Consider the following 25,512-nt stretch of genomic DNA (forward strand, 5'->3'; position numbering starts at 1 on the left):
CCCCTTTTCATTAATGAATTTTATATACTGAAGGAACTCGACTTTTAAACACTGGCACCTTTTCTCTAATGTCAGGAACCACCGTTACATCTATCCCTTTAGTAAGCGTTTCTTCATTCTCCTCACTTCCGCAGTCAAGCACTTCTCCTAATGGATCAATCATCATCGAAGTGCCGCAATAGGAAACTCCGTTATAGTGGCCAACACAATTGCTTGAAACGATATACACCTGATTTTCAATCGCTCTGGCAATTTGCAGGTGCTTCCAATGGGCTTTTCGTGCTTCGGGCCATTCAGCGACAATAAAAATGATTTCCGCTCCATCCACGGCGAGCTGTCTGGACAGCTCGGGAAATCTTAAATCATAGCAGATAATCAGACCAGCCTTGACACCCTCTATTTCAAAAACATGATTCTTCGTCCCGGCTTTCAAATAGAGATGTTCATCCAGCATCGGCACTAAATGGACTTTGTCGTAACGATAAAGCACGTCCCCGACACGGCTGATCGCAACCGCGCTGTTATACACTTCTCCCTCTTTTATGTTCGCAAACGAACCGCCAATAATCGCTACCTGATGCCGTTTGGCCAGCTGTTGCAGAAAGCTGGTCGTCGGCTCTCCATCCCGGTCCGCTATTTCCTTCAATGTCGGCAACGTATAATTGGTCGTCCACATTTCCGGTAAAACGACTACATCCGGCTTGTCGGTTCGACACGTGGCTTCAATCCACTTCTGCACTTTAGCACGGTTTTGTTCAGGCTCACCGGCGATCACATCCATTTGATAAATCGCTATTTTCATCTTTTCACCTCAACATTTTTAACAGCATAGGTACAGGTTATCGATTTGTCATTATCGACTAATGAAACTTCATACCCATCCCCATATTTAAACCCGTCCAGCAATGGAACTGTGCCGGCAAAAACAACGGAACGTGTCAACCCGAGTTTTTTCTGTTTTAAATAAGCGAGAATTTGATTTAACGGTAAAATCGCGCTCACGAATTGTTCCTGATAAGGAACCCATTCCCCGTTTATACGCACCTTCGAGATTAACTTAAGCTCATTCCAGTGATCAATGACCGCTGATAGCGGCCACGCCTCTGTCGCTATTGGTTTATCGCAAATTTGTTTTGATTTGTTAATATCGACGGTCTCAAGTTCCCTGTCGGTATGGTCGCTCCCAACAGAAACATAAATCTCGTCTTCTTGCTCTCCGAAAATTAAAACAATTTCAGCCTCGCCTGATGTTTCGTCACCAAGTATTTCCATTGTCCCATTTTGATTGAGGCTCGACACTCTGACCGGATATAGCATCGGCACTTCAGGCGGTTTCGGAATTCCCAATTCCGCCAGCTCATCAATATGCTCCTGCACCTTCCCGACATCAGACCCTGAATAACCGATACAGTAGACCGATTCCACCGCTAGCTTCTTCTCTTCTCCATCAATCTGAAAACGATACACATCTCTCATAGTTTGCTGCATCTACGTTAGCCCTCTACTTTTCTTTTTTATGATCTTTTACCATTCTCATTAACACTTCATGTGTTTGATTAATATGCTCTTCCATCGCCTGAACCGCTGCCTCTACAGAGCGCCTCTCCAATGCTTCCAGCAGCTTTTCATGTTCGCTTAAGGCTTCGTCAGAGCGGAATTCCTTTGTAATCGCCTTTACGCCCAATCGCAGAATCTGATCGCTTAAATTATCAAGGAACTGAATCAGCCTTGAATTGTTTGTCAATTTGGCTAAATACATATGGAACTCGCGGTCTTCATCGATCAGCTCGTCCCCCTTGCCTTCCTGCTGCGCTACTTTCATTTTCAAAAATATGTCCTGTAAATCTTTTATCTGTTCATCGGTTAAATTAGGAGTAATCAGCTTAATCATGAAAATCTCATTCGCGAGCCGGCATTGAAAAACTTCGATCACGTCCTGCTCCTCAATTTCTTTAACAATGACTCCTTTCCACGGAATGGTTTCCACCCATCCTTCCACTTCCAGTCTTTTCAACGCTTCCCGAACAGGCGTCCGGCTGACTCCCAGCTTTTCAGCAATCGTACGTTCCTGAAGAAACGTTCCTGTGGAAATTTTTCCGAGCAGGATGTTGCTTTTCAGCTCCTTGTATACCTGGTCCGTATAGGAAACAAATTTATTTATCTTTCTCAAAGAAGCTCCCCCTTCCAAAGAGATATACAGTATTCAGTATGTGGTATACCAGTTTAAAGCTTATAAGATGTCTCTCTTTCTTTGATAGTTACAAGCTTATCTAAAAAGTATCGCAAATTCTTCATTCATGTTAGATTTCATTACACGTTTTTTTGTCCATCCTTTCCCCTAACGCGGCAGCTTCCTAACCTTACTTTTGAAAGGACTAAGAAAATCAGACGGGGATTAAGAATCGAGGCAAACTGTGTATGATAAGTTGCTCCAACTTTGTTTCTAAACTACACATTGATGATCATTTGACAAAGAGAAAAAATCATTGTAAGGTTGATCACACAACTAATCAACTAATCAGCACCTGGAGAAAGGAGAAATTCGTGAAGGCTGTTTTTGATGATTCCAAACCTATTTTCCAGCAAATTTCAGAGATGATTGCGAATGAAATTGTGGAAGGTGAGTTGTTAGAAGGTGATCAAATCCCTTCTACCACTGAAATTTCAAAGTTTTATCAAGTTAACCGTGCGACGGTTCAAAAAGGACTTGCTGCATTAGTGGAAGCTGGATATGTATATAAGCAACGTGGTGTGGGCATGTTTGTTTCAAAAGGTGCCAAACAAAAGTTGCTTGAAAAGCGTAAAGAAGATTTCTACAGCGAGTATTTAAAACCGATGTTGGAAGAAGCGAAACGGATTGAAATCAAAAAAGTAGAATTACTTCAAGTGATCGAGGAGGATTATCAAGATGATTAAGCTCGAAAATGTCTCGTTTTCATATGGAAATATCCCAGCCCTAAAGAATGTAAATTTTTCAGAAACGAAGCCAATCATCATAGGGCTTTGGGGGAGAAATGGATCTGGAAAGACGACGCTTATGAAGCTTTTATCCGGCATGGAAAATATAGAGGCTGGTTCTATCAATGTGAACGGAATTAGACCGTATAACAATCATGAAACGATGAACAGTGTAACGTATATGCAAGAAAACCACCCTTTCTCCGATCTTTGGAATGTTGAGGGTGCGTTACGATACGGAGTATTATTTAACAAAAACTGGGATGAAGAGTTAGCAGAACATCTAGTTGCTTTATTTGAACTCCCGAGAAAAAAGAAAATCAAGACGTTCTCTAAAGGAATGCAAACAATGGTACAAATTGTCATTGGTCTTTCTAGCAAATCTCCGATAACGATTATGGATGAGCCAACGAATGGGCTTGATGCTTATATGAGAAAGCAGTTTAAAGATGCGCTCCTAAATACGTATGAGGAACATCCTCGTTTAATTATTTTATCTTCACACCATATTGATGAAATTGAAGCATTATGTGAAAAAATTGCGATCATCAATCAACAGACAATTGTGCGTTATGAAGATACTGAAGAATTAAAAATGTATGGTGTTCATTTATCCGGATTAGCAAAGGCGATAGAACCTTTAATCGAAGGCCATACTATTTTAGAAAAAAGAAAACTTGGAAAACAAATCAATGTAATGATTGATGACGTGTTTACGGATGAGTGGAAATCAAGAGCTAAAGAAGCTGGTGTTACGGCAGAAAAGGCACCATTACAGGATTATCTTGTGAATTATACAACAAAAACAGAGGTGGAGAAAATATGAATACTTTTACCGGACCATTCCGATTAATGATGAGAGAAATGAGCATGACATTTTATATAAATGCTGCCATTACTTTTGTGCTCTTTGTTTTCTTTACCTTTTTAGGGTTTATAGATGCAGCAGTATCTGAGTCATTTGTCTTATTCGGTCCATTTTTTATTGTCTCTCTATTATATCCTTTTGTTCATTTTAAAGGGTATCATTTTATTCTTTCTTTAGGCGGAACTAGAAAGCAGTTCGTTTTGGCTCTATATTTTTCCGTCTTCATCTATAGTGTAACTAGTGTAGCACTGCTTAATTTGTTCTATTATATAAGCGCAAATATTATAGAGCGTATCAGTAGTGCTGCAAACCTTTTTCATTTGGCAGAGCTAGTAAATAGCCCCAATTGGCTTGTATATCTATGGGTCGATTTTTCTTGGATTTTCTTTTTATTTAGTGTAGGAATGATCGCAAAAACAATTTGGTTTAATTATGGCACTATATTATCACTTGCCCTAGGAACGTTACTTTTAATTATGAGTATGGTCCTCGTTGTTTTTGGTGATATAAGCTGGTTATCAGAAGTCATTTTCATGAATCACCTACAGTTTGTAACCATCTTGTCTGGATTATCGATTGTTTTTCTTCTTTCATCCTATTTATTCATGAAAAATGCACCTCTTGAAAAAGGTGAACGATTGATTATCAAAAGCTACATTTGAAGAACCTTTTGTTTGATGGAATAACGAAAAAATGAAAAGAAATGATCAGCTCGATACGATAAAAAGCTGCACCCTAATAATCGGGTACAGCTTTTATTGTGCTTGGTCAACAAGCAATGATCTGCTAGGCATAAATATTAACAAGCAAGCCTTTGATTTCGCCGACCATATTCAAAATATCAAGCCCTTTTTTCTGCTTTTCAAGCACAGCATCTGTCAAATCGAGAAGCTTCCGGTCAACTTCCTGCACAATTTTATAAATCTTCGTCCGTCCCCGTCTGTTAAAGCCCCGCCGCTCTTCAAGACTCAGCCCTAACGAAACAGCGTCTTCCATAAAATCTTTCACCAGCTGTTTATATTTGCGCAGCTCGCCGACCGTTCTTGATTCTGCCAGCACCCTTCCTTGATCATCGATTTTTTCCATCAGCTTCGAGAGGCGTTCATACGCTTTCTCATCGCGCTGCTTTCCGATCACTTCACTGAAGGACACCTTTGCTTCGGGTCCGGTATTTTTTGTTCCTGTCCGTTGTATGCCGGTTTTGCCAACTCGTTGTACGTCCATATTACGCGCACCTCTTTACTCGATAATCTCGTCTTTTCAGTGTACCATACCAAACGCCCTTTTTCTTATGGAACTTGGTTCTTTTAAAAAACTTGCAGGAGCCGGGTCGTCGCTCTTCCCTTTGAAAAAGGAGCTGTCCCAAAATCGAAGTGGAACAGCTCCTTTCATATAAAATTCCTTTTTCAAAACCGCTGTTTAGCTTATTGCAGCAGCTGAAGAACGCCTTGAGGCAACTGGTTCGCCTGAGCGAGCATCGCCGTCGCCGACTGGTTCAAAATATTGTTACGCGTAAACTCCGTCATCTCAAGCGCCATATCCGCATCGCGAATCCGTGACTCAGAAGCCGTTAAGTTCTCATGCGTCACCTGTAAGTTATTGATCGTATGCTCCATCCGGTTTTGCGTCGCACCGAGCTTGGCACGGATATCGGAAAGAACATTAATCGCATTATCAAGGATAAAGATCGCTTCATTCGCCCCTTGCTGCGATGTCACGTCAACCTCCTCAATTCCAAGCGTCACCACGTCAAGACGTGGAACATCAATCATGACATTTTGATTTGTGTTCGGCCCGATTTGGAAAGCGAGGGCGTTGTTGGTAATGGAGAATTGGGTCACGCTGTCAACTTCCTCTGTGACTGCTGCTGTTACGTCAATCGTCCAGCTATCTTCATCTTCTGGATCCTCGATATCTGAGAAATCTAGCTCCAGACCATCTACAATTGCTATGTTGTTATCATTTAATTCAAGCGGCTCGGCTCCATTACCATCATCTTTGTCCAGCATATATACATTATTAACCCCATCATATTCAACAGTCCAAGTTCCTGATGTACCAGTAAAGGTTGCCCCTCCTGTAACAGCAATATCGCCTACACCTTCATTATCCTCATCTGCTTCTGAAATTGCCGTTCCCGGCGTTACGATCGTTACAGGAACTTCACTCATACTGTTATTAAACGAAAACTCAATACCTCCGTGGGTAATAATGCCGTTTCTCGTCGTTAATGTTTTCTCTGCGGCAATTTTATTTTCGTCTAATGGCGCGTCACCGCGGTAAACAGAGAATGTGGCCTGTTGTTCAATCGCTACTTTGATTGTCCCTGCTTCGCGGATATTTTCCGTATTAATGTCTAATCCACCGATTGAGAAAACTTCACCATCATCCTTAACCGGGACAGATCGCTCTTCTATTGGTAAGCCATCCGGACCAATAACTTGGATCGTCGCGCTGTATTGTGTGTTTCCATCACCAGGGTCATTTGCTAGAAAACTTCTAACATTAATCGTGTATTCACCAAACGCTTGCGGATAAAACTTACTTGTATCATCAGACAACGCAATATCATCACTATTAGCAATTCCAGCTCCTACTTGGTTCAGCTTTACAATTTCTTCAGTGTCTTCCACTTTAACGTGGTAAACTCCCGTATCCAATCGAGGGTCAATCACTTTAGGAGAGCCAATGACATTAGCCAAATTATCCGCATCATCACTGATCGAAGCCAACACGGCACTGGAGCCGTTCAGCAATTTACGAGTGTTAAATTCTGTTTTTTCAGAGATGCTGTCGACTTCAAGCTTGAGCTGCTCGACTTCTTTTTGAATTTGCTGGCGATCATATTCGGTATTTGTATCATTGGCACCTTGGACAGCGAGCTCACGCATCCGTTGCAGGATAGCATGGACTTCCTGAAGCGCACCTTCTGCGGTTTGCATTAACGAAATACCGTCCATTGAGTTTCGTTCAGCCATTTTCAAGCCACGAATTTGCGAACGCATTTTTTCAGAAATCGCCAGTCCGGCCGCGTCATCAGCGGCGCGGTTGATTCGCATCCCTGAAGAAAGCTTCTCCAAATTTTTCGATGTTTGGAACTGGTTTTTATTTAAGTTCCGGTATGCATTTAATGCTTGAATATTATTATTAATTTTCATGAAAATAACGCCCTTTCCTTCTTAATTGTCATACATTGAATAATTTTCATAAACATTCACTTTTTGTTTTACATCTTTTGACTGGACATCGCGATTCGATTTCATCGCTTGATTCCACGATTCCATAATTGGCTTAAGTACGGCGATGATATCGTTAATAAGTGCTTTATCTTTTTTAAAATTGGCTTCCACAAGCTTATCTGCTATGTAATTATAAAGCTGCTCAAGCTGATCGGCGATAATGCCGGCTTCATAGTTTATCCCAGCTCCAAGGCGATGGACGATGTCGCTTGCTTTTTGCAGTTTTTCATTGGCGTCGATATAGTTTTTCTCCTCGATATATGTAACTGCATCTTCTAGATTAAGCAGCAATGCTTCATAAAGAAGAGCTGTAATTTCTTGCGGTGTTTTTTGATGAAGTGCTTCATTTGTAAGGAACATCGTTAAGGCTTCACCTCCATCTGTTTGCTTCTACTTTTATTATCGGAATCTCGCACCAATTGTTTAATAGATTGCCTTAAAAAAGTTTATGCCCGCCAGTTTTGTTACACCGTATCAGTTAATAACTCTTCTCCATCTCCTCAATCAACAGCAAAATCTCTGCCATCACCGAATAGAGCTGGGGTGGGATATTGTCACCCAAGTCCATATCAAGCAGGTTTTCGACAAGCCCTGGATCTTCCTGCATGTGAATGTTATTTTGTTTGGCCAGCTCGATAATGTGATTGGCGACCTGGCCTTTGCCGTGAGCGACGACCTTCGGCGCGTCGGTTTCTTCATCATACCGAATCACCGCGGCAGTTGGGCCATTGAGCTGTCTGCGTTGTTTTTGGTTAAAATGCCTTGAAACGATCATATTTTAAAATCAAATCCTTTCTCGGTAAATACCGGCTGCTGGCGTGTTTCCGTATTCTCTTTCTCCGTCCGTTCCGCCGTTGACAGCTGCGCATATTTTATTCCATTGATCGAATAGCCAATCTCTGACAGCTTTTCGACTGCCGCGGCGACAAGCGGCTCCATCTTTCTCTGAAAGTCGGATTGATCGTTTTTTAATGTGACCGATAATTGGCGCTCTGTAGCGGACACGACAATGCCGATTTCACCCATTTTCGGCGTTTCCATCAGAAAGTAAAGGCTGCAGTTCTCCCAATCAACCTGCTCGCCCTCATTGCGCGAGTTGACAAACACTTGTAAGTTCTGCACCTTTTCCTCCAGCAAAAGCGGAAGCTGAAAAAACATACTCTGCAAATTGCCTTGCTGGTCGGAGCGGCTTAACAGCTGCTGGCCGGTCAAATTGTTCAACGCCTGATTGGCGAGCTGCTGAACGCGCGCACCCTCTTCTTCCCCGCGCGCCAGCTGAAGCAACGTTGTCTTTAAATTGCGCTGCTGTTCATCCGGCAGCTGTTGGTCGCGGCCGGCGACAAGCTGCTGGGCAAGCTCGCTGTCACGGTTCAAGCCAAGGCTGCGAATCATCTCGAACATCGCGCGCGGCGAGCCTTCCTGCATCGGTCCGCGGGCGATTTCCCCAAGCTGTTGCGGCATGTTTTTTCCAGGAAGCTGTGCGTCACGTAATGCCTGCTCGCTGGCGGCTGTATAATGCTTCACCTTTGTGTCAGATGGTTTGAAATTGAGCCGTTCGACAAGCTGCGTCACTTCTTTCACGATCCGGTTCGCTTCCTGGTGCTGCCCTTTGGCAAGCAGTTTTTTCGCCTCATGAAGCTGGCTGCTGGCCTGCATAAGCTGGCGCTCTGTCTTCATATCAGCAAACTGCATCATCTCACTGCGCAAAATCGCATGATCGAGCTTTTTGATCGTCGTTTCCAGCAATGGCTTCGCCTGCTGCTGGGCCTGACTGCGGAATTGCTCGATTTGCCGCGAAACGACGTCAAGCTGTCGGCTAACATCGCGCTGGAGTGTTTTGAATTCCGCTGTCATTTGCGCCAGCTTCTCGGTAATCGTCGTCACGGCAATGGATTTGCTCGCCATTTCGACGCTCGTTTGAAACTGTTCATTTTGCACATAGGTGTTGCTTTCAGCTCTCTGCTGCGCAGCCTCCGACCGTGGGCTGCTCGCCTTCACCTGCTCGATCAGCGACGCAAGCTCCTGTCTCGCCTTCAATTCCCGTCCCTGCTCTTCAAAGGCGCGCGCCGTCTCCAAGCTATTGTTTACTTGACGGTTCAGCTCCGCCGGCAGCGCCTGCTCACTGAGCAGCACTTGCACTTGCTGAATCGTCCGCGCTAACGAAGGCTCCCGTTGCAACGTCGTTTCCGCCTGCCGAATAGCTTCCTGAAGCGCCATTGGCTGTTGCTGTGGCTGAGTGCCGCTAAGCGCCGGCAGGGCTTGCTCGATTCTAGCCAAAGAAGCAAGAAGACGCTCTTTTGCCACTGTTTGAAGCTGCTCTGATTGCAGCACGGCGCGTTGCAGCTGTTCGGCCGTTTCCGGGCGCATTCCAGCTTGCTTCAGCAACGCCTGCGCCTGATCCCGGAATGATTCCGTGACACCTTCTCTGGCAAGAGCTGTGCGCATCTCCTGAATCAGCTTAATTTGATTTTGCTGTGAATTCGCTTGACCGGACTGTTGTAATGTTTGCAAAATCCGGTCCGCCGCAATCCGGTCGAGATGCTTCGCTTCGGCAACTGCTCGCTCCACAGTTCGCTGTCCTTCCCGATCCAACGGCGTTTTCTGGGCGAACTCCTGCAATCGTTCAGCAGCCCGCTCGACACTCGGCGCCCGCTCCACCGCCTGGCGCACCTGCTCTACTTCCGCTGGTCGCGCCGGAGTTGGCGCGGAAGGCTGTGGGCGTTCTGCCTGCACCGGGCGCTCGGATGGCGACGGTGCTGATGGACGATCGACCTGCTCCAGCGCTCGCACCAGCCGCGCGATTCCTTCTCTTTCCTGGCCGCGGGCGGCGTCGGTACGGGCATTTTCGATTGCATCTGAAAGAACCCTTGCCTGCCCGCCTGTTACAGAGGGCATCAATTGGCGTTCGATATGGGCCGCTGCCCGGTCAACCGTCGTCATCCGCTGCACTTCTTGTCTGACCTCGCGAACCGTTGGCTGCTGGCGATCAAGCTGCTCCCTTTGAACCGGCTGGGCCTTGAAGTCCGGGTCCAGCTCTCTTGCTAAGTCGGTCAGCACATGATTGAGCGGGCGGCCGTGAAGGGCTTCATGAACCGCGTTCAAATGAGAGGACGTCACGTCCAGCCGCTTATTGGCCAGCGCCTGGACCGTTTGCAGCCGCTGCTCCTGCTTTCCTTCCTGGAGAAAACGCTGCAAATCGGCAACGGCTTCCTTTGAAAGCGGGACGCCCTTGTCCATCAGCATCGCGGCAGCCTGTCTCAGCTCGGAAGTAGGCTGGCTGACGCCGAGCTGTCGCAAAGTTTGAGTCAACTCTTGCTGGCGAGCTGAACTTCCCTGTTCAGTTGCGGGAAGCTTCCTGTCACTGTTACCAAGCGCTTTCACCTGAATGACCTCACTGGCAGGATCGACTACTTGAATCGTCGTCCGTTCTCCGGCAGGAACACCTCCTTCAAATCTTGCGACAACCTCTCGTCCTCTGATCGAGAGCACAGCCTCGTCCTTTCCTTTCCGTTCCTTGATTGTTGCCCGATACACATCGCCTTCTCTAAGCTGAACCGGCCGGTCCGGTGTCTGGCTGATGGCTTGGGTGTGTTGTTGAATTTGCATACGGTTCACACTCCTGGCTTGTAAAAAAAGTCCTTACTTTCTTATCGGTATTTTTCAGGTGATTGTTTACTTTTGCGTGCCTCTATTTTGATGCCAGCCTTTTTGCACAGCATGATCGCCAAACTTGGCTTTGATGTCGTTGATCGTTTCGAGCAGCTGCTCCTCTTTCTGGTCTTTTTCATAAGAAAAGAGATCCAGCTGCTTATACGCGTATTGCTGCTCGATTAAATCATAGGTGCTTATTCCGAGCAAACGGACCGGCTCCTGCGTCCATGCTTTTTTAAACAAAGATGATGCCTGCTGAAGAATGTCAGCTTGCTCTCTTATCGGATTGAGCACTTTCTGGCTGCGGGTCACCATTTTCCAGTCGTGATAACGGATCGTCAGCTGAACGCCCCGCGCCATCACTCCTTTTTGCTTCAATCGTTTTTGAACCTTGGCCGCCAGCTCAGCAAGTGTTTGAAAAATGATTTGCTCGTTTCGTGTATCAGCGCGTAACGTAGTTGAATGTCCGACCGATTTAAATTCCTCATAGGCATTGGGATCGACCGGTCTGTCGTCGTGTCCGTTCGACCGGTCAAGCAAAACGAGACCGCGCTCGCCAAATTTCTGCTTTACCAGCAATGGATCAGCCTTGGCCAAATCACCGATTGTTAAAATTCCCAGGCGCCGCCATTTCTCAATTGTCCGTTTGCCAATACCGTGCATCTCACTAATAGAAAGCGGCCAGAGCTTCTTTGGAATGTCTCGTTTTCTCAGGACGGTAATGCCGTTCGGCTTTTTCATATCACTCGCCATTTTCGCCAGAAATTTGTTTGGAGCGATTCCGATGCTGCATGGCAAATCAAGCTCTTCTGCAATTCTTGCCTGAATTTGCCCGGCGAGCTTCACGGGGTGAATCTGCCCTAAATAATGGGTAAGATCCAAATACCCTTCATCGACCGAAACCTGTTGAACAAGTGGCGTATAGCTCGCTAAAATCGCGAACATTCTTTGTGAAGCAAGCCGGATCCGCTCACGGTTGGCCGGGAGAATGATTAAGGATGGACAGAGCTTTTTCGCCTGCCAGATCGGCATCGTTGTTTTGACCCCTTTCGCCCGAGCTTCGTAGCTGCTTGTCACGATGATTCCTTTCCGTTCCTTCGGGTTCCCAGCTATCGCGACAGGTTTTCCTTTCAGCGTCTTATCATGGGCGATCTCCACTGATGCAAAAAAGCTGTTCATATCCAAGTGAAAGATTAATCGAACCGGCTTCATCTGTTTTTCCTCCTTTCCCATTATTTTATGACTTTTTTGATACCATAACTCGATTCGTAGCACGGCGTTGCATTGTTCAAAGCTTTCATGGAGATCGTCTCCCTCGCCCCTCTAAGAAAGCAGCAACACCTCATCTTGCTTCCATTTGGCAAAATTCTTCTTATATGTCCCCCTCTATTATACGAAAGAATGTTCGATTTAGGAATAAGGTTGGTTGAAAGATGGACATGTTTTCGTTATGGTAACTATACAGGGGAGGTATTTCCTGCCTGTAGATTGGAGGCTGCTATTTATGCACATGAGCAAACAAAAACAGGAGTCTCTCTACTCCTCATCGTTCAAGCAGATTCAGTTTATCCAACGTTTAGCCCGTAAAAAACACAAAAAATCACCAACAATAGCAGAAATTGCCGCGATTACCGGTGACTCAGAAGAGTATATTCTTGAAAGCATGGAATATGGTCAGCCTAACCTTGCGAATATCCAGCCGTATTATCACTAGGAAAAATGCCACAGGCGGATTTTCTTAGAAGCAGCCTGTGAAGCCGAGGCCTGCTTACACCAGCCCCGCTCCTTTTCTCCTTTCACCTTTTAAAAAAAACGAGGCCGGGATGAAAGGTTGTTTTCACCTTTAACCCAGTCTCGTTGTCTACCCGCTTTACTTCTTCCCCTTCGCTACTTCCTGAATGATCGCCACAACCGCTTCGGAAAGCTTTGTCAGTTCGGCAATCGGCATTTTTTCGTTTTTCGTGTGAATCTCTTCATAGCCGACGGCAAGGTTGACGGTCGGAATGCCGTGGCCGGCGATAATATTGGCGTCGCTTCCGCCGCCACTCTGCAGCAACTCCGGCTGACGGTCGATCGTTGCCATCGCTCTTTTCGCGACTTCCACGACCTCGTCGCCATCGCCAAGCTTGAAGCCCGGATACATAATGTCGATTTCCACCTCGGCCCGCGCGCCCATCTCGGCGGCAGTTGATTCGAAGGCTTCTTTCATCTTTGCCACTTGCGCTTCCATCTTTTCCTGAATGAGGGAGCGCGCTTCGGCCAAAATTTCGACATGATCGCAGACGATATTCGTTTGCGTGCCGCCTTCAAAGCGGCCGATATTTGCCGTTGTTTCCTCGTCAATTCGTCCGAGCGGCATCTTCGAGATCGCCTTTGCGGCGACGGTTATCGCAGAGACGCCTTTTTCCGGCGCGACTCCGGCGTGAGCCGTTTTGCCGTGGATAATCGCCTTGACTTTGGCCTGCGTTGGAGCGGCGACGATAATATTCCCTACCGGACCATCACTGTCCAAAGCAAAGCCGTAGGAAGCCTCGATCAAGTCCGGATCAATTTCTTTTGCTCCGACAAGCCCTGATTCTTCTCCGACCGTAATAATAAATTGAATCGTGCCATGTTCGATCCGCTGCTCTTTTAAGACGCGTATCGCTTCGAACATCGCGGCGATCCCCGCTTTGTCATCCGCTCCTAAAATCGTCGTGCCATCCGTGACAACATAGCCGTCTTTGATTGATGGCTTAACCCCGTTTCCCGGTACGACCGTATCCATATGCGAGGTGAAATAAATCGCATCAACCCCCTTTGTCCCCGGCAAGGTGCAAATTAAATTGCCTGCGCCGTGACCGGTTTTCTTCGCTGCATCATCTTCAATTACGTTTACTCCGAGCTTCTCGAACTTCTCCTTTAAGATTGGTGCAATCTTTTGCTCGTGCTTCGTTTCTGAATCAATTTGGACAAGCTCCAGAAATTCATCGACTAATCGTTGTTCATTTATCATGATTTTCCTCCAGTATGTAAATAAGTGATACGTTGCTTCGAAGTAGTCCCGAAGCTGCTGAAAAAAGGACGATTTTCGCTTTTTCTACGAAAAAAGGAAGTTTTTCAGTGACCTCGGGCTGCTCCTTCTTCTTTTTCGCAGAATTCAAACAGCACACCGCGTGCAGAGCGCGGGTGCAGAAAAGCAACCTTCGCTCCGCCCGCGCCGGAAACCGGCTCTTGATTAATCATTTCCACGCCGTTTTCCTGAATGTCTTTAATTCGTTTTCTTATATCCGTGACACCAAGGGCGACATGATGCAGCCCTTCCCCGCGCTTTTCAATAAACCTGGCAATCGGACTTTCTTTGGAAAGAGGTTCAAGCAGTTCAATTTTCGATTCCCCCACGCCTAAAAAGGCCACCTTCACGCCTTGAGCGGGTACTTCTTCTATTCCCAACAACCGCAGCTTAAGACTCCCTACATAAAATGGAAGCACTTCCTCAATTGAAGAAACGGCAATACCAATATGGTCAATTTTTTTTGGTGACTTTTCATTCATGCTGCTCCCCCCAGACGCTTTTGTCTTCTCCCTTACTTCGTCTATTTTACCAAAAAATCCTTCTTCGTCGCTTATTTTTCTCTCCCCCTTGTCCTCAAAAGCAGAACACAGTAAAATAAAAGAACGTATGATTTAGAGGAGGGTGCACAATGCCACGCAAATTTCGCAAGACGATTATTTACATTATGATAGCCACAATGGTGCTTGGTTCCGTCCTGATGGGCATCTCCTTTTTCTAAAAAGAAAAAGCAGCGATAGAAGCATTACTTGCTCCGGGGAAGAGCAGAAGGGCGCCACTTTACCTTCTGCTCTTCCCTTTTTCACATCGCGCCAAACTCTTTGGCAATGTCCTCAAATGATTGATTTCCATTCGTAATGTGGACCTTTGTGCCAAGCGGGACCGCATCAAACAGCTGAATCACCGCTTCATTTCTCAGGCGGATGCAGCCGGCCGACACGGGTCTGCCAATCAATTCCGGCCGGTTTGTCCCGTGAATGCCATACACCCTGCCGTTCGTATTGAGCGCATCAAAGCCGATCCATCTGGCGCCGAGCGGGTTGTTCGGATGGCCGCCGGGAATATTTTTTTTGCGATAATACGGCGTGTGAGCTTTTACCGTGACGGTAAAGGTGCCGAGCGGCGTTTGGTCAGTCGGCTTTCCCGTCGCCGCCGGCATTACCTCTTTGACCTCTCCCCCATGAATAAAAGCAAGCTGATTCGTGTTCGTGTTGACAATAATAAAAGGATCTCCGAGCAGCGGATTGTCGCCGATCGGCCAAATTGGCGAAGAGATTAAACAACTGATAAAGGCAAGCATGAGAACTCTCATCTGTTTCAATCCTATCTTTTTTTCCTTAGGATTTCAGTTAGAGCTTCTTTTTATCCGCCTTGTTCCACAAACGGTCCTTAATATACAAATATTGTTCCATTTCATACATGATATAGAGCAAGGCCGAGCGCACTTCAAATTCCTCCCGTGTCGCCGGAAGATCGGTCTCTTGAAAGGATTGCTTAATCGCCCTCAGCTTTTCCTGAAAATAAGGAACGCGATTGGCGGGGCTGACCGCGCCGCTCAGCTCCGAAAGAAAATCAGCAAGTGTTTCTCCCTGCGGGACAGAGTGTGTAATTTTAGACACAAACGGCATAACCCGTTCAAGAATTTCGAACTGTTTCTCGCGCATTTTAAAGTAATAATAATATTGATCGTCATAGCGGAGAATGTGGTTCTGGATGTTACGGAAGGCGACATTTTGCCCTTCCTGAAGCAATTGAACCGTCTCTGGAATCTCTTTACCGTCCCAGTCACTTTCCCCATGCCGCAAATAAGTCGCCAGCTCGCGCAAAATCGTTTTGAAATGGTCTTCAATCTCCTGGTGATAATGGCGCAGCTCGCGGTCAATATTTGGCATATACACATTCATCAGCAACGCCATGCCGACGCCGATGACAATCAGCAATAATTCATTGACGATAATCTCGACTGACAACGCTTGAACCGTATATAAATGAAGAATAATAACGGAGCTCGTGACGATTCCTTCCTTCACCTTCGCCATCACGCTTAAAGGAATAAACACGAGTAAAATGGCTGTTAACGTCCACGGATAGTAGCCAAGCAGCTGAAAGAAAAGGACACTGACGGTCATACCGATTAAACAAGCCGCAATCCTCGACCCGGAAGCCTTTAATGAGCTTCGACGTGTGATCGACGTGCAGAGAATGGCAATAATCGCAGCCGCAGAATAAAACTCCAGCTGTAAGGCCTGCGCAATCGCAATCGCCCCCCCTGCGCCGACAGCTGTTTTCAGTGTGCGATACCCTATCTTAAATGCCATAATTCGCCTCATCTCATTTTTTTCTATAGTGTAACACGGGAAAGGGCTGTCTCAAAAGTCCCCATTCGCCGCATGTCCGGGGAAAAAGGAGCTTCTCCAACTACAGCAAAAAAAAGACCTGCAGAGCCTGTCTGCAAGCCTAGCTGCCCTACAACACCTTTTCGAGGAAGTCTTTCGCCCGCTCGGTCTTCGGTGCCGTAAAAAATTCACTTGGCGGGGCATCCTCCATCAGAATTCCCTGGTCTAAGAAAAGGACACGATCAGCCACTTCGCGGGCAAAGCCCATTTCATGGGTGACAATCGCCATCGTCATCCCGGACACGGCCAAATCCTTCATCACCGCCAGCACTTCCTTGACCATTTCTGGATCAAGTGCCGATGTCGGCTCATCGAACAGCATCACTTCCGGCTCCATTGCTAAAGCGCGCGCGATCGCGACACGCTGCTTTTGCCCGCCTGACAGGCGGTTCGGATATTCGTCCCGCTTCTCATACAGCCCGACGCGACGCAGCAATTCCTCCGCTTTCTCGACCGCTTCCTCCCGTGCCATACGCTTCACCGTCATTGGCGCATACGTCAAGTTAGCGAGAACGGTCATATGGGGAAAAAGATGAAAATGCTGAAAGACCATGCCAATTTGCTGGCGGGCTGCCATCACATTCGTCTTCGGATCAGTCAGCTCTTTCTCGGCAAGCCAAATCTTCCCCTGCGTCGGCTTCTCCAATAAATTCATGCATCGCAGCAAGGTTGACTTCCCTGAACCGGACGGACCGATAATCGCCACAACATCCCCTTTATTTATCGTCGTTGAAATGCCTCTCAGCACCTCAACCTTTCCAAATGATTTATGAAGATCATCCACCTTAATCACCGCGCTGTAACCTCCTTTCGATCATCCGGCCAATCAACGTCAGCACCATCACAAGCAGGTAATAGATTAAGCCGACGAACAAAAGCGCCTCAAAATAACTAAAAATTTGCGCATTGACGATCTGTGCTCTGCGCATCAAATCCATCACGCCGATGACCGAGACAATCGCTGATTCTTTCGTGAGATTAATAAATTCATTAAATAAGGCCGGTAAAATATTGCGAAATGCCTGCGGCAAAATAATTCTCAGCATCATCGGACGATAAGGAATGCCGAGAGCCGCGGCCGCTTCCTTCTGGCCTTTATCCACCGCCTGAATTCCGGCGCGGATAATTTCCGACACATAAGCGGCTGAGTTCAGTCCAAACGCTAACACCCCGGCCTGATAGGCCGAAATATCAAGATTAAACTGCGGCAAGCCAAAATAAATAATGGAAAGCTGTAAAATTAACGGGGTTCCTCTGAACACGGAGGTGTAAGCGTCGGCGATAAAACGCAGGATTCCAAAGCGCCCTATTTTGAAAATCGCGAGGACAATTCCCAATACAAGCCCAAAAATCAGAGCGACCGAGACAAATTGTAAGGTGACAATGACCCCTTGCAACAGAAAAGGGATATGCGGCACAATTTGATTAAAATCTAGCATGTCAGTTTGTCCTTCCTATTTCATACTTATTAAGAAAAGCCGCCCATGGCTTTTCTTGAAAGAATTGAATCCCGCGGACACCAACTGCACGCGGGATTCAACCGTTCTATTCTTGTTCAGCTTCGGCGTCAGCGTCTTCTACTTCGCCTTCAGCATCAAACCATTGCAGGATAAGCTCATCCATTTTACCACTTTCAATCAGCTCATTCAACTTCTCATTGAACGGTTCAACAAGCTCGCTGCCTTTCGGAAAGGCAATCGCTGAACCCATTTCTTCTTCACTTTCAACCTCGAAGCTCACAAGCTGATCCTGCGCTTCCATGTGACCTGCCGCAACAGTATCCTCCATTAGAATCGCGTCGATACGACCGGCAAGCAGCTCTTGCATAATCTCAGGAATTCGATTCAGCTTCACTACTTCAAAGCCGTGCTCTTCAGCCAGCGCCTCTGCGTCTCCCTCTTGGATTGAACCAAGCTGAACACCGACCTTTAAGCCAGCTAAATCTTCAACTGCGGAGATACCTGCATCTTCTGTTGTGACGATTAAGTTCTTCGCATCATAATAAATATCGGAAAAATCAACGTTTTCCAGCCGCTCTTCCGTTGGCGTCATCCCGGCAAGTACAAAATCAACACGTCCTGCTTCCATCGCCGGAATCAAACCGTTGAAATCCATATCTTCAACTTGAAGCTCATAACCGAGCTCTTCTGTAATATATTTCGCAATATCAACATCAAAGCCGACAATTTCACCGGACTGCGTGTCAATTGATTCATAAGGAGGATAATCGGCTGACGTTCCCATCACAAGCGTACCGCCTTCCCCTTCCGTTGCTTCTGCCGGCTCTTCCGTTTGCGGCTCTTCTGAATCAGTTGGCGCATCGCCCGACGGCGCTTCTTCTCCACCTGTTCCACAGCCTGCTAAGATACCGAACGATAATGCTGCTGATAATCCAAACATCCATAATTTTTTATTCATCGTGTTACCCCCGTTTTCTTTCTTGTAATATAATATTTATACTCGCATTTGCATAATAACACAACGCTCTTGAAAAAGGGAATACTTTTTGTAAAAAAAGCTGACAGCGCGATTAAAGACAGAATTTTCCCTTTATTCCCGGCTGCTTGCTTCTCTTTTGCTCTACCCGTTTATTCTTGCAACATAACACTTTACGCCCAAGATCAGTATATATCGCTTCTTAGCTAGCAGGTTCTTCTGCTTCATCTACCGGCGCTTCAACTCCTGAATCATCAGTAGGGGCAGCCGGGTCCTCCGTCGTATCTCCACAAGCTGCTAAAACACTTACAGATAGAGCACCCGCTAGAATCGTGTAAAGTAATTTTTTGCTCATTATGAATTCCTCCTTAATGAATAAAAGCTGGTGTGTTTCCAACCATTTTCATCATACTAAACGCCTCCTTAAAACAAAAGAGTATTGGCAATAATTACAATTTTTCACAAACTTCTTTGACATTCTTTCATTTCATTCCACTTGCATTCAAAACACGCTGGTGATATTCCTTCTTATTTATATATGAAATAAAAGGCCACTTGCAGTATACTAAGAAGGGTCGTTTTCTTTTGCCATCATACTCAATGCCGAATGACGGAAAGCGGGACATTGATGTTACTACTCTGGAATTACTTCTCGTTCACGTTATAATAGAAGGAAGGAGGTTTTTATGGACATTATTCTTTTTATTCTACTCGGCGGCCTGATCGGAATCTTTTCCGGTTTTTTCGGCATCGGCGGCGGGATCATTTTAACGCCGCTTTTGCTTTTACTCGGCTTCTCGCCAACCTTTGTAATCGGAACAAGCCTCATGCTTTCATTGGGAACGTCTATTTCAGGAGCGATTGCTCACTTTCGGATGGGGAATATTCAGTGGAAATACGTGGCGATTATTAATGTAATGGGAATTATCGGGACGCAGATCGCCCACCCGCTTATCACAAAATTGGAATCGCTAGGCTATGCGGAAACAGCCATCTCTGTGTTTTACATAATGCTGCTCGGTTTTTTTGCCGTTACGTTATTAAAAAAGCAAAAAAACAAACAAGCAAGCAGACCGGAACCTGCTTTTCCCTTGTTGATCGCCGGACTTATCGGCCTTGGCGCAGGTTTTATTTCTTCCGCCTTAGGGGTTAGTGGCGGCTTTTTCATCGTTCCGTTATTAATCTCATTATTAGGATTAAAAGCGCCTCATGCCGTCGGTACGAGCCTGGCTTCTGTCGTCTTTATTGTCACGGCTGGCTTTATTTCATATAGTGTATCGAGCACGTTGGATTACATTGCCGGCATTTCGTTGATTATCGGGACATTTCTTGGTGCTCCGCTCGGTGCTAAATCAACGCTTTTAGTGAAAGAGACGTTTATGCGGCTGTTGCTCGGAAGCCTTTATATTTGTATGATCTTGAGCGTTATCGTCAATCTCTTCCTCCCTTCCTTTATCGGTTTAATTATTATCGGCGCCTTTGCTTTGTTTTTCTTTACGACGCTTATTCGGCAAAAATGGCTCAGTAGAAAAGAGAAAGAAGCAGTCAGTTAACGTTTGACGTTCAAAAAAATGTCTCAACAGGTGAACGCCACCCGTTGAGACATGCCTGAGCTTAAAGGATATCGAGCCTCACAAGCAAAGCTAACAATATTTGCAGCAACAGTTGAATGTTAACGGCAATTTGGGTATCTGTTGTGCTGACATCGACATTTCGTGAATTTTCGACAACAGTTTTTTGATAGGTGATTTGTTTCATTTTCGTACTTTGCAGCAATTCCTGCGTAATCTGCTCCGCTCTTTCACTATCGGCAATCGAAATGCTGATCACGAGGGCGATCGCCGCCTGTAATGATGCCTGAAGCGACAATGCCGCTTTCGTATCGGTTGTATTGACCGTCACATCACAGGAATCCTTAATAAAAATATATTCCTCGGACAGCTGTAATGTTTTATTGACCTGATTTCCTTCCTGTGTCTCTCCCTCGGTGTTATTGCTTAATGGATGACAGGCCTGAGGATCGAGGGCTGACCACTTCGGCCTTTCTTCACTGCCTGCACTTGCTGAATAAAAGACATCTTGATTCATTGTTTTTTTCCTCCCTTCCGTTCTACTTCACTGTATGCAAGTTGTTCGCAAGTGCTTGGTCACTCGACCGAAGGCTTATCATCCATTTTTTTCATTATCTCTTTTTATTAATAAACGTTTTGACATTGTGCACGTTGTTTGGACTTTGGACAAACGTTCTGCCAGGCTTCGCACCCCCGCTTTGACCAGGCTGTGGCTGCTCCTGCGACGGTGCTTCGTGAAAATCTTTATCGCTGATTTGCACGTTTTGATTAGCCAAAAAGTGTTCGACGTCCGCTTGCATTTTTTCAACGATTTCCTTCACTTTATTACGCTCGGCTGACGTTAACTCCACCGAAGAGGTAACATTATACTTTTTTAATACTTTATCGACGACGATCTCCATTAACTGCTTCTGATATTGATCTGCCACTTTCCAACACCCTTTCCTTCTTTGATTCGTTTTTCGTAAATGGCATTACTACAATATGAAACAAGCACCACAAAGGTGTTAGGCAAGACAAAAAAATAGAAGAGGCTGGTCGAAAGGTTTTTTTTACCTTTTGACCAGCCTCTAAGCAATGAGCGTAACCGGCGCGGGATTGTGTTAATTGTTGTCTTTGCTACTTGCTACGCTCCACATTTCTACAATGCTTATTTTTTATCCTTATCAGAATTTAATTCGTCATAGAGGTCTTCCTTCAGTTCCTCATACATTTCTTCCTTCATTTCTTCTTTCATTTCATCCTTCAGTTCCTCATAAACTTCTTCCTTCATTTCTTCGTATACTTCTTCCTTCATATCATCATAAAATTCATCGCGTATTTCTTCCTTTAACTGCCTGATCCGCTTTTTGCGCGTTCGTTTGCCTTCTTTCTGATAATCGCTGCTAAACATGACGAGAATGGAAATGATCATTCCGATCATGATCGCCGCAAAAGGCAACGCGGCAATGATCGAGGCCGTTTGCAGGGCACTGAGTCCCCCGCCTCCGCTAACCAACAGGACGCTTGCCGTACCGGCAATCAAAAAGCCCCACAACATCTTAACAAATAAGCTCGGATGAAGACTGCCGTGTGACGTCATCGCTCCAAGGACGTAGGAAGCTGAGTCGGCTGACGTAATAAAAAAGATTAAAATGAGAATAACGGCGATAATACTCGTTATCGAGCTTAAAGGCAATTCCCCGAGCGTGGCGAACAGGGCGAGCTCAACATTTCCCATCACCAGCTCGCCAATGGGAGCTGCTCCGGCAATTTCCAGATTAAGCGCGGTGCCTCCAAAGGTCGTAAACCAAATTAATGCAAGCAACGAAGGGACGAGAAGCACGCCCGCCATAAATTCACGAATCGTCCGCCCTCGCGAAATTCTGGCAATAAACAGCCCCATAAACGGCGCCCAGGCAATATGCCATGCCCAAAAGAAAATCGTATTCGTACCAAGCCACGCACTTTCCGTAAACGGCGTCATCGTCAAACTCATCGCCGCCACATTCGTAATATAGCCCCCGAGTGTCGTCACAAAGCTTTCTGCAATAAACAGTGTTGGACCGACTGCGATGACAAAGACGAGCAACACAGCCGCAACAGCAAGGTTAATATTACTTAACACCTTGATTCCTTTATCAACACCCTTTGCTGCAGAAAACATAAACAGAAACGTGACAATAATGATGATCGTAATCTGGGTGAAAACAGAGTTCGGAATCGGTGAAATATAAGAGAGCCCTCCGGTAATCTGAAGAGCACTTAACCCGAACGTTGTCGCAACCCCGGTACATGTTGCAATAACGGCGAGAATGTCAATTGCCCGGCCGCCCCAGCCGTGAATCCGGTCTCCGATTAACGGATAAAAGGCGGAGCTGATCAACGCAGGCTGATCCTTGCGAAATTGCACATAGGCAAGCGTTAAACCGACAATCGAAAAGATCGCCCACGGATGAAGCGCCCAATGATAAACCGCATATCTCAGTCCAGCCACAGCGGCAGCCGGGGTTTCCGGTGTATAGCCTACAGGTGCATCATGGTAATACAATACCGGTTCAGCTACCCCCCAAAAAACAAATCCAACGCCAATTCCGGCCGCAAACAGCATCCCGATCCACGAATACCATGTATACTCCGGCCGCTCATGCTGCTTCCCAAGCCTCAATTTACCGAATGGGCTAATGGCGATTACAAGGACAAACAACACAAAAAAAGCAGTGGACAGCATATAAAACCAGCCAAATGTTTCAATCATCCAGCCTAGTCCGACTTCTGCTGCACGCTCTAATGAACCTGGTGAAAGTGCCCCCCATAGAACAAATAATCCTACAATGATGGCGGAAATAATCAGCACACTTCCAGGACGATTTCTGTCTTTTTCTTCCATTTCAATCATTCTTTTTCTTCCCTTCTCTCCATCCTAGCTGACAGCTTTTTAGACAGTTTAGTTTACCCTCTTTTACCTCGGATTGAAACCTTTTTCTTGCAGGATGATTCTTTTTTCCTCCCCATGCTGACTTGTCCCACCTATTATGCTTCACTGCTTCTATTTATATAACGAAGGAGGTGATCATATGAACAATGAGCAGGAATCCCGTCTCACGTTAACATTTATTGTCGGGGTGAACGAGAATGGCGAGAACATCATTCGCCGAAAAGCGCTGGCCAATGTCAAAGGAGATGCTACGGATCAAGAGTTGATTGCGCTTGCCGAGGCCCTCGTCTCTTTGCAGGCATACCCGCTCGCCGAAGCAACACGAACGAATCATTATTCCCTTATGTAAGACCCACTGACAAAGACTAATCAAAAAAAGGAGTGAAACAAGTGAGCAAGCAACTTGAACTTTTGTTTGAAAACGAAACAGGACGCCAGGTGACCATCTCGCTTGATAATCCGCTTGAACCGGTGGATTCTGACGCCATTATTGAGGCCATGACAGCGATTGTCGAAGGAAATGTCTTATTCTCAAGCGGAGGAGATGTCGTCGCCATCCGCGGCGCCCGCCTCGTGGAACGCAATGTCGAGGACATTGAGCTTCCGCTATGACGCCCGTCGATCTATGGATTCCACTGCTCGCTGAATATGGCTTTCCTGTTGTGGTCACATTTTATTTGCTTCATCGTTTAGAGAAGAAGCTCGATAATGTCACAGTAGCAGTCGAACAGCTGCCGAGCAAGCTCAACCTATCAGACTGAACGTTGGAAGAGCCGCATCCGGTTTGGGAACCCAGACCCCGGATGCGGCTCTGTCTTGTCAAAAAATCAGAATACGCTTCCCGTGTGATTGTACAGAAAACATTTCTTCCTGTATTTTACTGTTTTAGAAAAGGAATGTTCACGCACACTATCGATATGGAACTTCTATTACGATGACGGAGGAAGAGTGATGACGACGAATGTGAAACTGAATTCTTCAGAAATAAGCCTGCTATGGAATGATCGTCACAGTAATGATTTAACCAGCACCATGCTCAGTCAATTTTTGCAGCATGTGGAAAATCCGGAAATCGAACAGTTGCTTCAGGCGGCGAAAAGCAATTGCGATCATCAACTGTCAGAGCTTAACCAGCTCTATGCAGCAGAAGGCTTACCCGTTTCCGAAAGCTTGCAGGCAGAGCTGCATGACCATACTTCCAAATTATACTCCGACAAATTTTATTTGTTTTATTTGAACAACATCGCCAAATTTTCGATGCAAACCTATTCTTTAGCTTTAAGCAACGCTTATCGCCATGACATTCGCCAGCTGATGCACCAGGCTTTGAACAAAAGTATCGTATTGCATGATCAAGTGGTGAAAGCGATGGCTGAAACCGGTGAGCTGATTCGTCCTCCTGCCATCGAGCCACCAGCCTCGATTTCCTATGTGCAAATAGCTACTCTTGTCGATCGTTGGACGAATGATAGACGCCTTATGACGGCGTTAGAGATTTCTAATTTTTTTAGCAATATTCAAAACAATGTGCTCGGACGCTCACTCCTGATCGGCTTCAGTCAAGTCGCCCATGATACAGAAGTCCGCGACTATTTTATTAAAGGACGCGACATCGCCGAAAAACATTTAAAAATCTTTCGCGCCTTTTTGGACGATCATCATTTGCCAACTCCGGAAACATGGGATTGTGAAGCAACCTCTTCTACGAAGCCGCCATTTACCGATAAGCTGATGATAACCCATATTTTGTACTTAAGTGCGACCAGCATTTCCAACTATGGTCTTGCCATTAGTAGTGAGGCACAGAAAGATACGATCACCGCTTACACAAGACTCGCTGCGGAAGTCATGAAGTTTGCTCAAGAGGGCACCAAATTGATGATAAAACGAAATTGGTACGAACAGCCGCCGGTTGGTCCTGATCGGAACCGATTTGCGAAGCGTTAGCCTATGGAAAACGAACGCAAAGTGGAAGCGATTTTATGGAGCATTGCTTTTCCAGGCTTCGGGCAGCTCTTAAATAAGAAATACGTCAAAGGATTCATTTTTGTCACTCTTGAATTTGCCGTTAACGTCCAGGCGAGATTAAATGCAGCGATTATTCCCAGTTTTTACGGACAAGGCCAGACGGCTAATGACACCGTTAATTATCAGTGGATTATGTTTTACCCCTGTTTATATTTATTCTCGATGTATGATGCGTACCGTGATGCCCCGGGAGAGAGAATGCGCTATGCCGCCATTCCCTTTGCGGTGTCCGCCTATTGTGGAACCATCGGGGTGATTTATTCGCATCATTTTAAAATTGTCGGCTTTTTGCTTGGGGTCATATGGTCGCCGATCCTCTTTCATTTGACCGGTTTCCTCATTGGATTAGGGATACGTTTGATCGTCTTGACACTCGTGAAGCCACAGTCATGACCG

Annotated in this window: 31 protein-coding genes; 11 read left to right on the plus strand and 20 right to left on the minus strand. The window is 45.9% G+C overall.

Annotated features, from left to right (window positions below):
• Positions 1-10: 10 nt before the first annotated feature.
• Genes ABMB67_RS03660 through ABMB67_RS03670 form a run of 3 tightly spaced genes read right to left on the minus strand, consistent with a single transcriptional unit; the run spans position 11 to position 2,170 of the window.
• Entirely contained in the window at positions 11-802 is a 792-nt protein-coding gene (locus ABMB67_RS03660) for a carbon-nitrogen family hydrolase (RefSeq protein ID WP_354571152.1), read from the minus strand.
• Positions 799-1,488: a DUF2848 family protein gene (locus ABMB67_RS03665; protein WP_354571153.1), complete on the minus strand. Its 690-nt coding sequence runs from the start codon at positions 1,486-1,488 to the stop codon at positions 799-801. Before ABMB67_RS03665 ends, ABMB67_RS03660 begins: the two co-directional genes overlap by 4 nt.
• 13 nt (positions 1,489-1,501) lie before the next feature.
• Entirely contained in the window at positions 1,502-2,170 is a 669-nt protein-coding gene (locus ABMB67_RS03670; protein WP_354571154.1) for a GntR family transcriptional regulator, read from the minus strand.
• A gap of 374 nt (positions 2,171-2,544) precedes the next feature.
• Between ABMB67_RS03670 and ABMB67_RS03675 the strand changes: the two genes are divergently transcribed.
• The 3 genes from ABMB67_RS03675 to ABMB67_RS03685 are packed head-to-tail and all read left to right on the plus strand — an operon-like array spanning position 2,545 to position 4,488.
• Positions 2,545-2,916 (plus strand): GntR family transcriptional regulator, encoded by a 372-nt coding sequence (locus tag ABMB67_RS03675; protein ID WP_354571155.1) that lies wholly within the window; start codon positions 2,545-2,547, stop codon positions 2,914-2,916.
• The gene (locus ABMB67_RS03680) at positions 2,909-3,784 is read left to right on the plus strand and encodes an ABC transporter ATP-binding protein (RefSeq protein WP_354571156.1); all 876 of its coding nucleotides are present in this window, start codon (positions 2,909-2,911) and stop codon (positions 3,782-3,784) included. Before ABMB67_RS03675 ends, ABMB67_RS03680 begins: the two co-directional genes overlap by 8 nt.
• On the plus strand, positions 3,781-4,488 hold the full coding sequence (locus ABMB67_RS03685; RefSeq protein WP_354571157.1) for a hypothetical protein: 708 nt from the start codon (positions 3,781-3,783) through the stop codon (positions 4,486-4,488). The genes ABMB67_RS03680 and ABMB67_RS03685 overlap by 4 nt, the downstream gene beginning before the upstream one ends.
• Positions 4,489-4,612: 124 nt before the next feature.
• Here the strand turns inward: ABMB67_RS03685 and ABMB67_RS03690 are convergent, their stop codons facing one another.
• The 6 genes from ABMB67_RS03690 to ABMB67_RS03715 all read right to left on the minus strand — a co-directional run bounded on the left by ABMB67_RS03690 (position 4,613) and on the right by ABMB67_RS03715 (position 11,928).
• Positions 4,613-5,050, minus strand: coding sequence for a YaaR family protein (locus ABMB67_RS03690; protein WP_251223690.1), 438 nt, complete (start codon positions 5,048-5,050; stop codon positions 4,613-4,615).
• Between the two features lie 200 nt (positions 5,051-5,250).
• The gene (locus ABMB67_RS03695) at positions 5,251-6,984 is read right to left on the minus strand and encodes a flagellin N-terminal helical domain-containing protein (protein WP_354571158.1); all 1,734 of its coding nucleotides are present in this window, start codon (positions 6,982-6,984) and stop codon (positions 5,251-5,253) included.
• A 21-nt stretch (positions 6,985-7,005) separates the two neighbouring features.
• Complete coding sequence (fliS, locus tag ABMB67_RS03700) at positions 7,006-7,425, minus strand: flagellar export chaperone FliS (RefSeq protein ID WP_354571159.1); 420 nt, start codon at positions 7,423-7,425, stop codon at positions 7,006-7,008.
• A gap of 118 nt (positions 7,426-7,543) precedes the next feature.
• Positions 7,544-7,840: an EscU/YscU/HrcU family type III secretion system export apparatus switch protein gene (locus tag ABMB67_RS03705; RefSeq protein WP_354571160.1), complete on the minus strand. Its 297-nt coding sequence runs from the start codon at positions 7,838-7,840 to the stop codon at positions 7,544-7,546.
• Entirely contained in the window at positions 7,837-10,671 is a 2,835-nt protein-coding gene (locus tag ABMB67_RS03710; protein ID WP_354571161.1) for a hypothetical protein, read from the minus strand. The genes ABMB67_RS03705 and ABMB67_RS03710 overlap by 4 nt, the downstream gene beginning before the upstream one ends.
• 66 nt (positions 10,672-10,737) lie before the next feature.
• Entirely contained in the window at positions 10,738-11,928 is a 1,191-nt protein-coding gene (locus ABMB67_RS03715; protein WP_354571162.1) for a DNA polymerase IV, read from the minus strand.
• A 292-nt stretch (positions 11,929-12,220) separates the two neighbouring features.
• Between ABMB67_RS03715 and ABMB67_RS03720 the strand changes: the two genes are divergently transcribed.
• Positions 12,221-12,430, plus strand: coding sequence for a hypothetical protein (locus ABMB67_RS03720; protein WP_251223696.1), 210 nt, complete (start codon positions 12,221-12,223; stop codon positions 12,428-12,430).
• Positions 12,431-12,586: 156 nt separating this feature from the next.
• On the opposite strand, the gene ABMB67_RS03725 is transcribed toward ABMB67_RS03720, so the two are convergent.
• Together ABMB67_RS03725 and mce are read right to left on the minus strand one after the other, a co-directional pair.
• Complete coding sequence (locus ABMB67_RS03725) at positions 12,587-13,711, minus strand: M20/M25/M40 family metallo-hydrolase (RefSeq protein WP_354571163.1); 1,125 nt, start codon at positions 13,709-13,711, stop codon at positions 12,587-12,589.
• Positions 13,712-13,815: 104 nt separating this feature from the next.
• Positions 13,816-14,250 (minus strand): methylmalonyl-CoA epimerase, encoded by a 435-nt coding sequence (mce, locus tag ABMB67_RS03730; RefSeq protein ID WP_251223698.1) that lies wholly within the window; start codon positions 14,248-14,250, stop codon positions 13,816-13,818.
• Between the two features lie 149 nt (positions 14,251-14,399).
• Here mce and prli42 point away from each other — a divergent pair, with 149 nt between their 5' ends.
• The gene (gene prli42 / locus ABMB67_RS03735) at positions 14,400-14,489 is read left to right on the plus strand and encodes a stressosome-associated protein Prli42 (RefSeq protein WP_251194300.1); all 90 of its coding nucleotides are present in this window, start codon (positions 14,400-14,402) and stop codon (positions 14,487-14,489) included.
• 81 nt (positions 14,490-14,570) lie between these two features.
• On the opposite strand, the gene ABMB67_RS03740 is transcribed toward prli42, so the two are convergent.
• From ABMB67_RS03740 to ABMB67_RS03765, 6 genes are all read right to left on the minus strand, one after another.
• Positions 14,571-15,080, minus strand: coding sequence for a L,D-transpeptidase (locus tag ABMB67_RS03740; RefSeq protein WP_251223699.1), 510 nt, complete (start codon positions 15,078-15,080; stop codon positions 14,571-14,573).
• 37 nt (positions 15,081-15,117) lie between these two features.
• Positions 15,118-16,086, minus strand: coding sequence for an aromatic acid exporter family protein (locus tag ABMB67_RS03745; RefSeq protein WP_354571164.1), 969 nt, complete (start codon positions 16,084-16,086; stop codon positions 15,118-15,120).
• Between the two features lie 148 nt (positions 16,087-16,234).
• Complete coding sequence (locus ABMB67_RS03750) at positions 16,235-16,957, minus strand: amino acid ABC transporter ATP-binding protein (RefSeq protein WP_354571165.1); 723 nt, start codon at positions 16,955-16,957, stop codon at positions 16,235-16,237.
• Positions 16,950-17,603, minus strand: coding sequence for an amino acid ABC transporter permease (locus ABMB67_RS03755; protein ID WP_354571166.1), 654 nt, complete (start codon positions 17,601-17,603; stop codon positions 16,950-16,952). The genes ABMB67_RS03750 and ABMB67_RS03755 overlap by 8 nt, the downstream gene beginning before the upstream one ends.
• 106 nt (positions 17,604-17,709) lie before the next feature.
• Entirely contained in the window at positions 17,710-18,582 is an 873-nt protein-coding gene (locus ABMB67_RS03760) for a transporter substrate-binding domain-containing protein (protein ID WP_251223703.1), read from the minus strand.
• Between the two features lie 220 nt (positions 18,583-18,802).
• A complete protein-coding gene (locus ABMB67_RS03765; RefSeq protein WP_251223704.1) occupies positions 18,803-18,955 on the minus strand; it encodes a hypothetical protein in 153 nt (50 codons plus the stop codon).
• A 331-nt stretch (positions 18,956-19,286) separates the two neighbouring features.
• Here ABMB67_RS03765 and ABMB67_RS03770 point away from each other — a divergent pair, with 331 nt between their 5' ends.
• A complete protein-coding gene (locus ABMB67_RS03770; RefSeq protein WP_354571167.1) occupies positions 19,287-20,153 on the plus strand; it encodes a sulfite exporter TauE/SafE family protein in 867 nt (288 codons plus the stop codon).
• A 61-nt stretch (positions 20,154-20,214) separates the two neighbouring features.
• Here the strand turns inward: ABMB67_RS03770 and ABMB67_RS03775 are convergent, their stop codons facing one another.
• The 3 genes from ABMB67_RS03775 to ABMB67_RS03785 all read right to left on the minus strand — a co-directional run bounded on the left by ABMB67_RS03775 (position 20,215) and on the right by ABMB67_RS03785 (position 23,049).
• Positions 20,215-20,688: a spore coat protein gene (locus ABMB67_RS03775; protein ID WP_251221792.1), complete on the minus strand. Its 474-nt coding sequence runs from the start codon at positions 20,686-20,688 to the stop codon at positions 20,215-20,217.
• A gap of 94 nt (positions 20,689-20,782) precedes the next feature.
• The gene (locus tag ABMB67_RS03780) at positions 20,783-21,100 is read right to left on the minus strand and encodes a hypothetical protein (RefSeq protein WP_354571168.1); all 318 of its coding nucleotides are present in this window, start codon (positions 21,098-21,100) and stop codon (positions 20,783-20,785) included.
• A gap of 221 nt (positions 21,101-21,321) precedes the next feature.
• Positions 21,322-23,049, minus strand: coding sequence for a BCCT family transporter (locus ABMB67_RS03785; RefSeq protein WP_390189778.1), 1,728 nt, complete (start codon positions 23,047-23,049; stop codon positions 21,322-21,324).
• Positions 23,050-23,227: 178 nt separating this feature from the next.
• Here ABMB67_RS03785 and ABMB67_RS03790 point away from each other — a divergent pair, with 178 nt between their 5' ends.
• The 5 genes from ABMB67_RS03790 to ABMB67_RS03810 all read left to right on the plus strand — a co-directional run bounded on the left by ABMB67_RS03790 (position 23,228) and on the right by ABMB67_RS03810 (position 25,509).
• The gene (locus ABMB67_RS03790; protein ID WP_251194310.1) at positions 23,228-23,437 is read left to right on the plus strand and encodes a DUF1659 domain-containing protein; all 210 of its coding nucleotides are present in this window, start codon (positions 23,228-23,230) and stop codon (positions 23,435-23,437) included.
• Positions 23,438-23,478: 41 nt separating this feature from the next.
• On the plus strand, positions 23,479-23,700 hold the full coding sequence (locus ABMB67_RS03795; RefSeq protein ID WP_251194311.1) for a DUF2922 domain-containing protein: 222 nt from the start codon (positions 23,479-23,481) through the stop codon (positions 23,698-23,700).
• Positions 23,697-23,849 (plus strand): YvrJ family protein, encoded by a 153-nt coding sequence (locus ABMB67_RS03800; RefSeq protein WP_251221790.1) that lies wholly within the window; start codon positions 23,697-23,699, stop codon positions 23,847-23,849. The genes ABMB67_RS03795 and ABMB67_RS03800 overlap by 4 nt, the downstream gene beginning before the upstream one ends.
• A gap of 190 nt (positions 23,850-24,039) precedes the next feature.
• Positions 24,040-25,035, plus strand: a complete 996-nt coding sequence (locus ABMB67_RS03805) for a DUF3231 family protein (protein ID WP_354571169.1) — start codon at positions 24,040-24,042, stop codon at positions 25,033-25,035.
• Positions 25,036-25,038: 3 nt separating this feature from the next.
• Positions 25,039-25,509, plus strand: coding sequence for a hypothetical protein (locus ABMB67_RS03810; RefSeq protein ID WP_354571170.1), 471 nt, complete (start codon positions 25,039-25,041; stop codon positions 25,507-25,509).
• Positions 25,510-25,512 lie beyond the last annotated feature (3 nt).

It is taken from the genome of Halalkalibacter oceani (genome assembly GCF_040544555.1).
Lineage (GTDB): Bacteria > Bacillota > Bacilli > Bacillales > Bacillaceae_D > Halalkalibacter > Halalkalibacter oceani.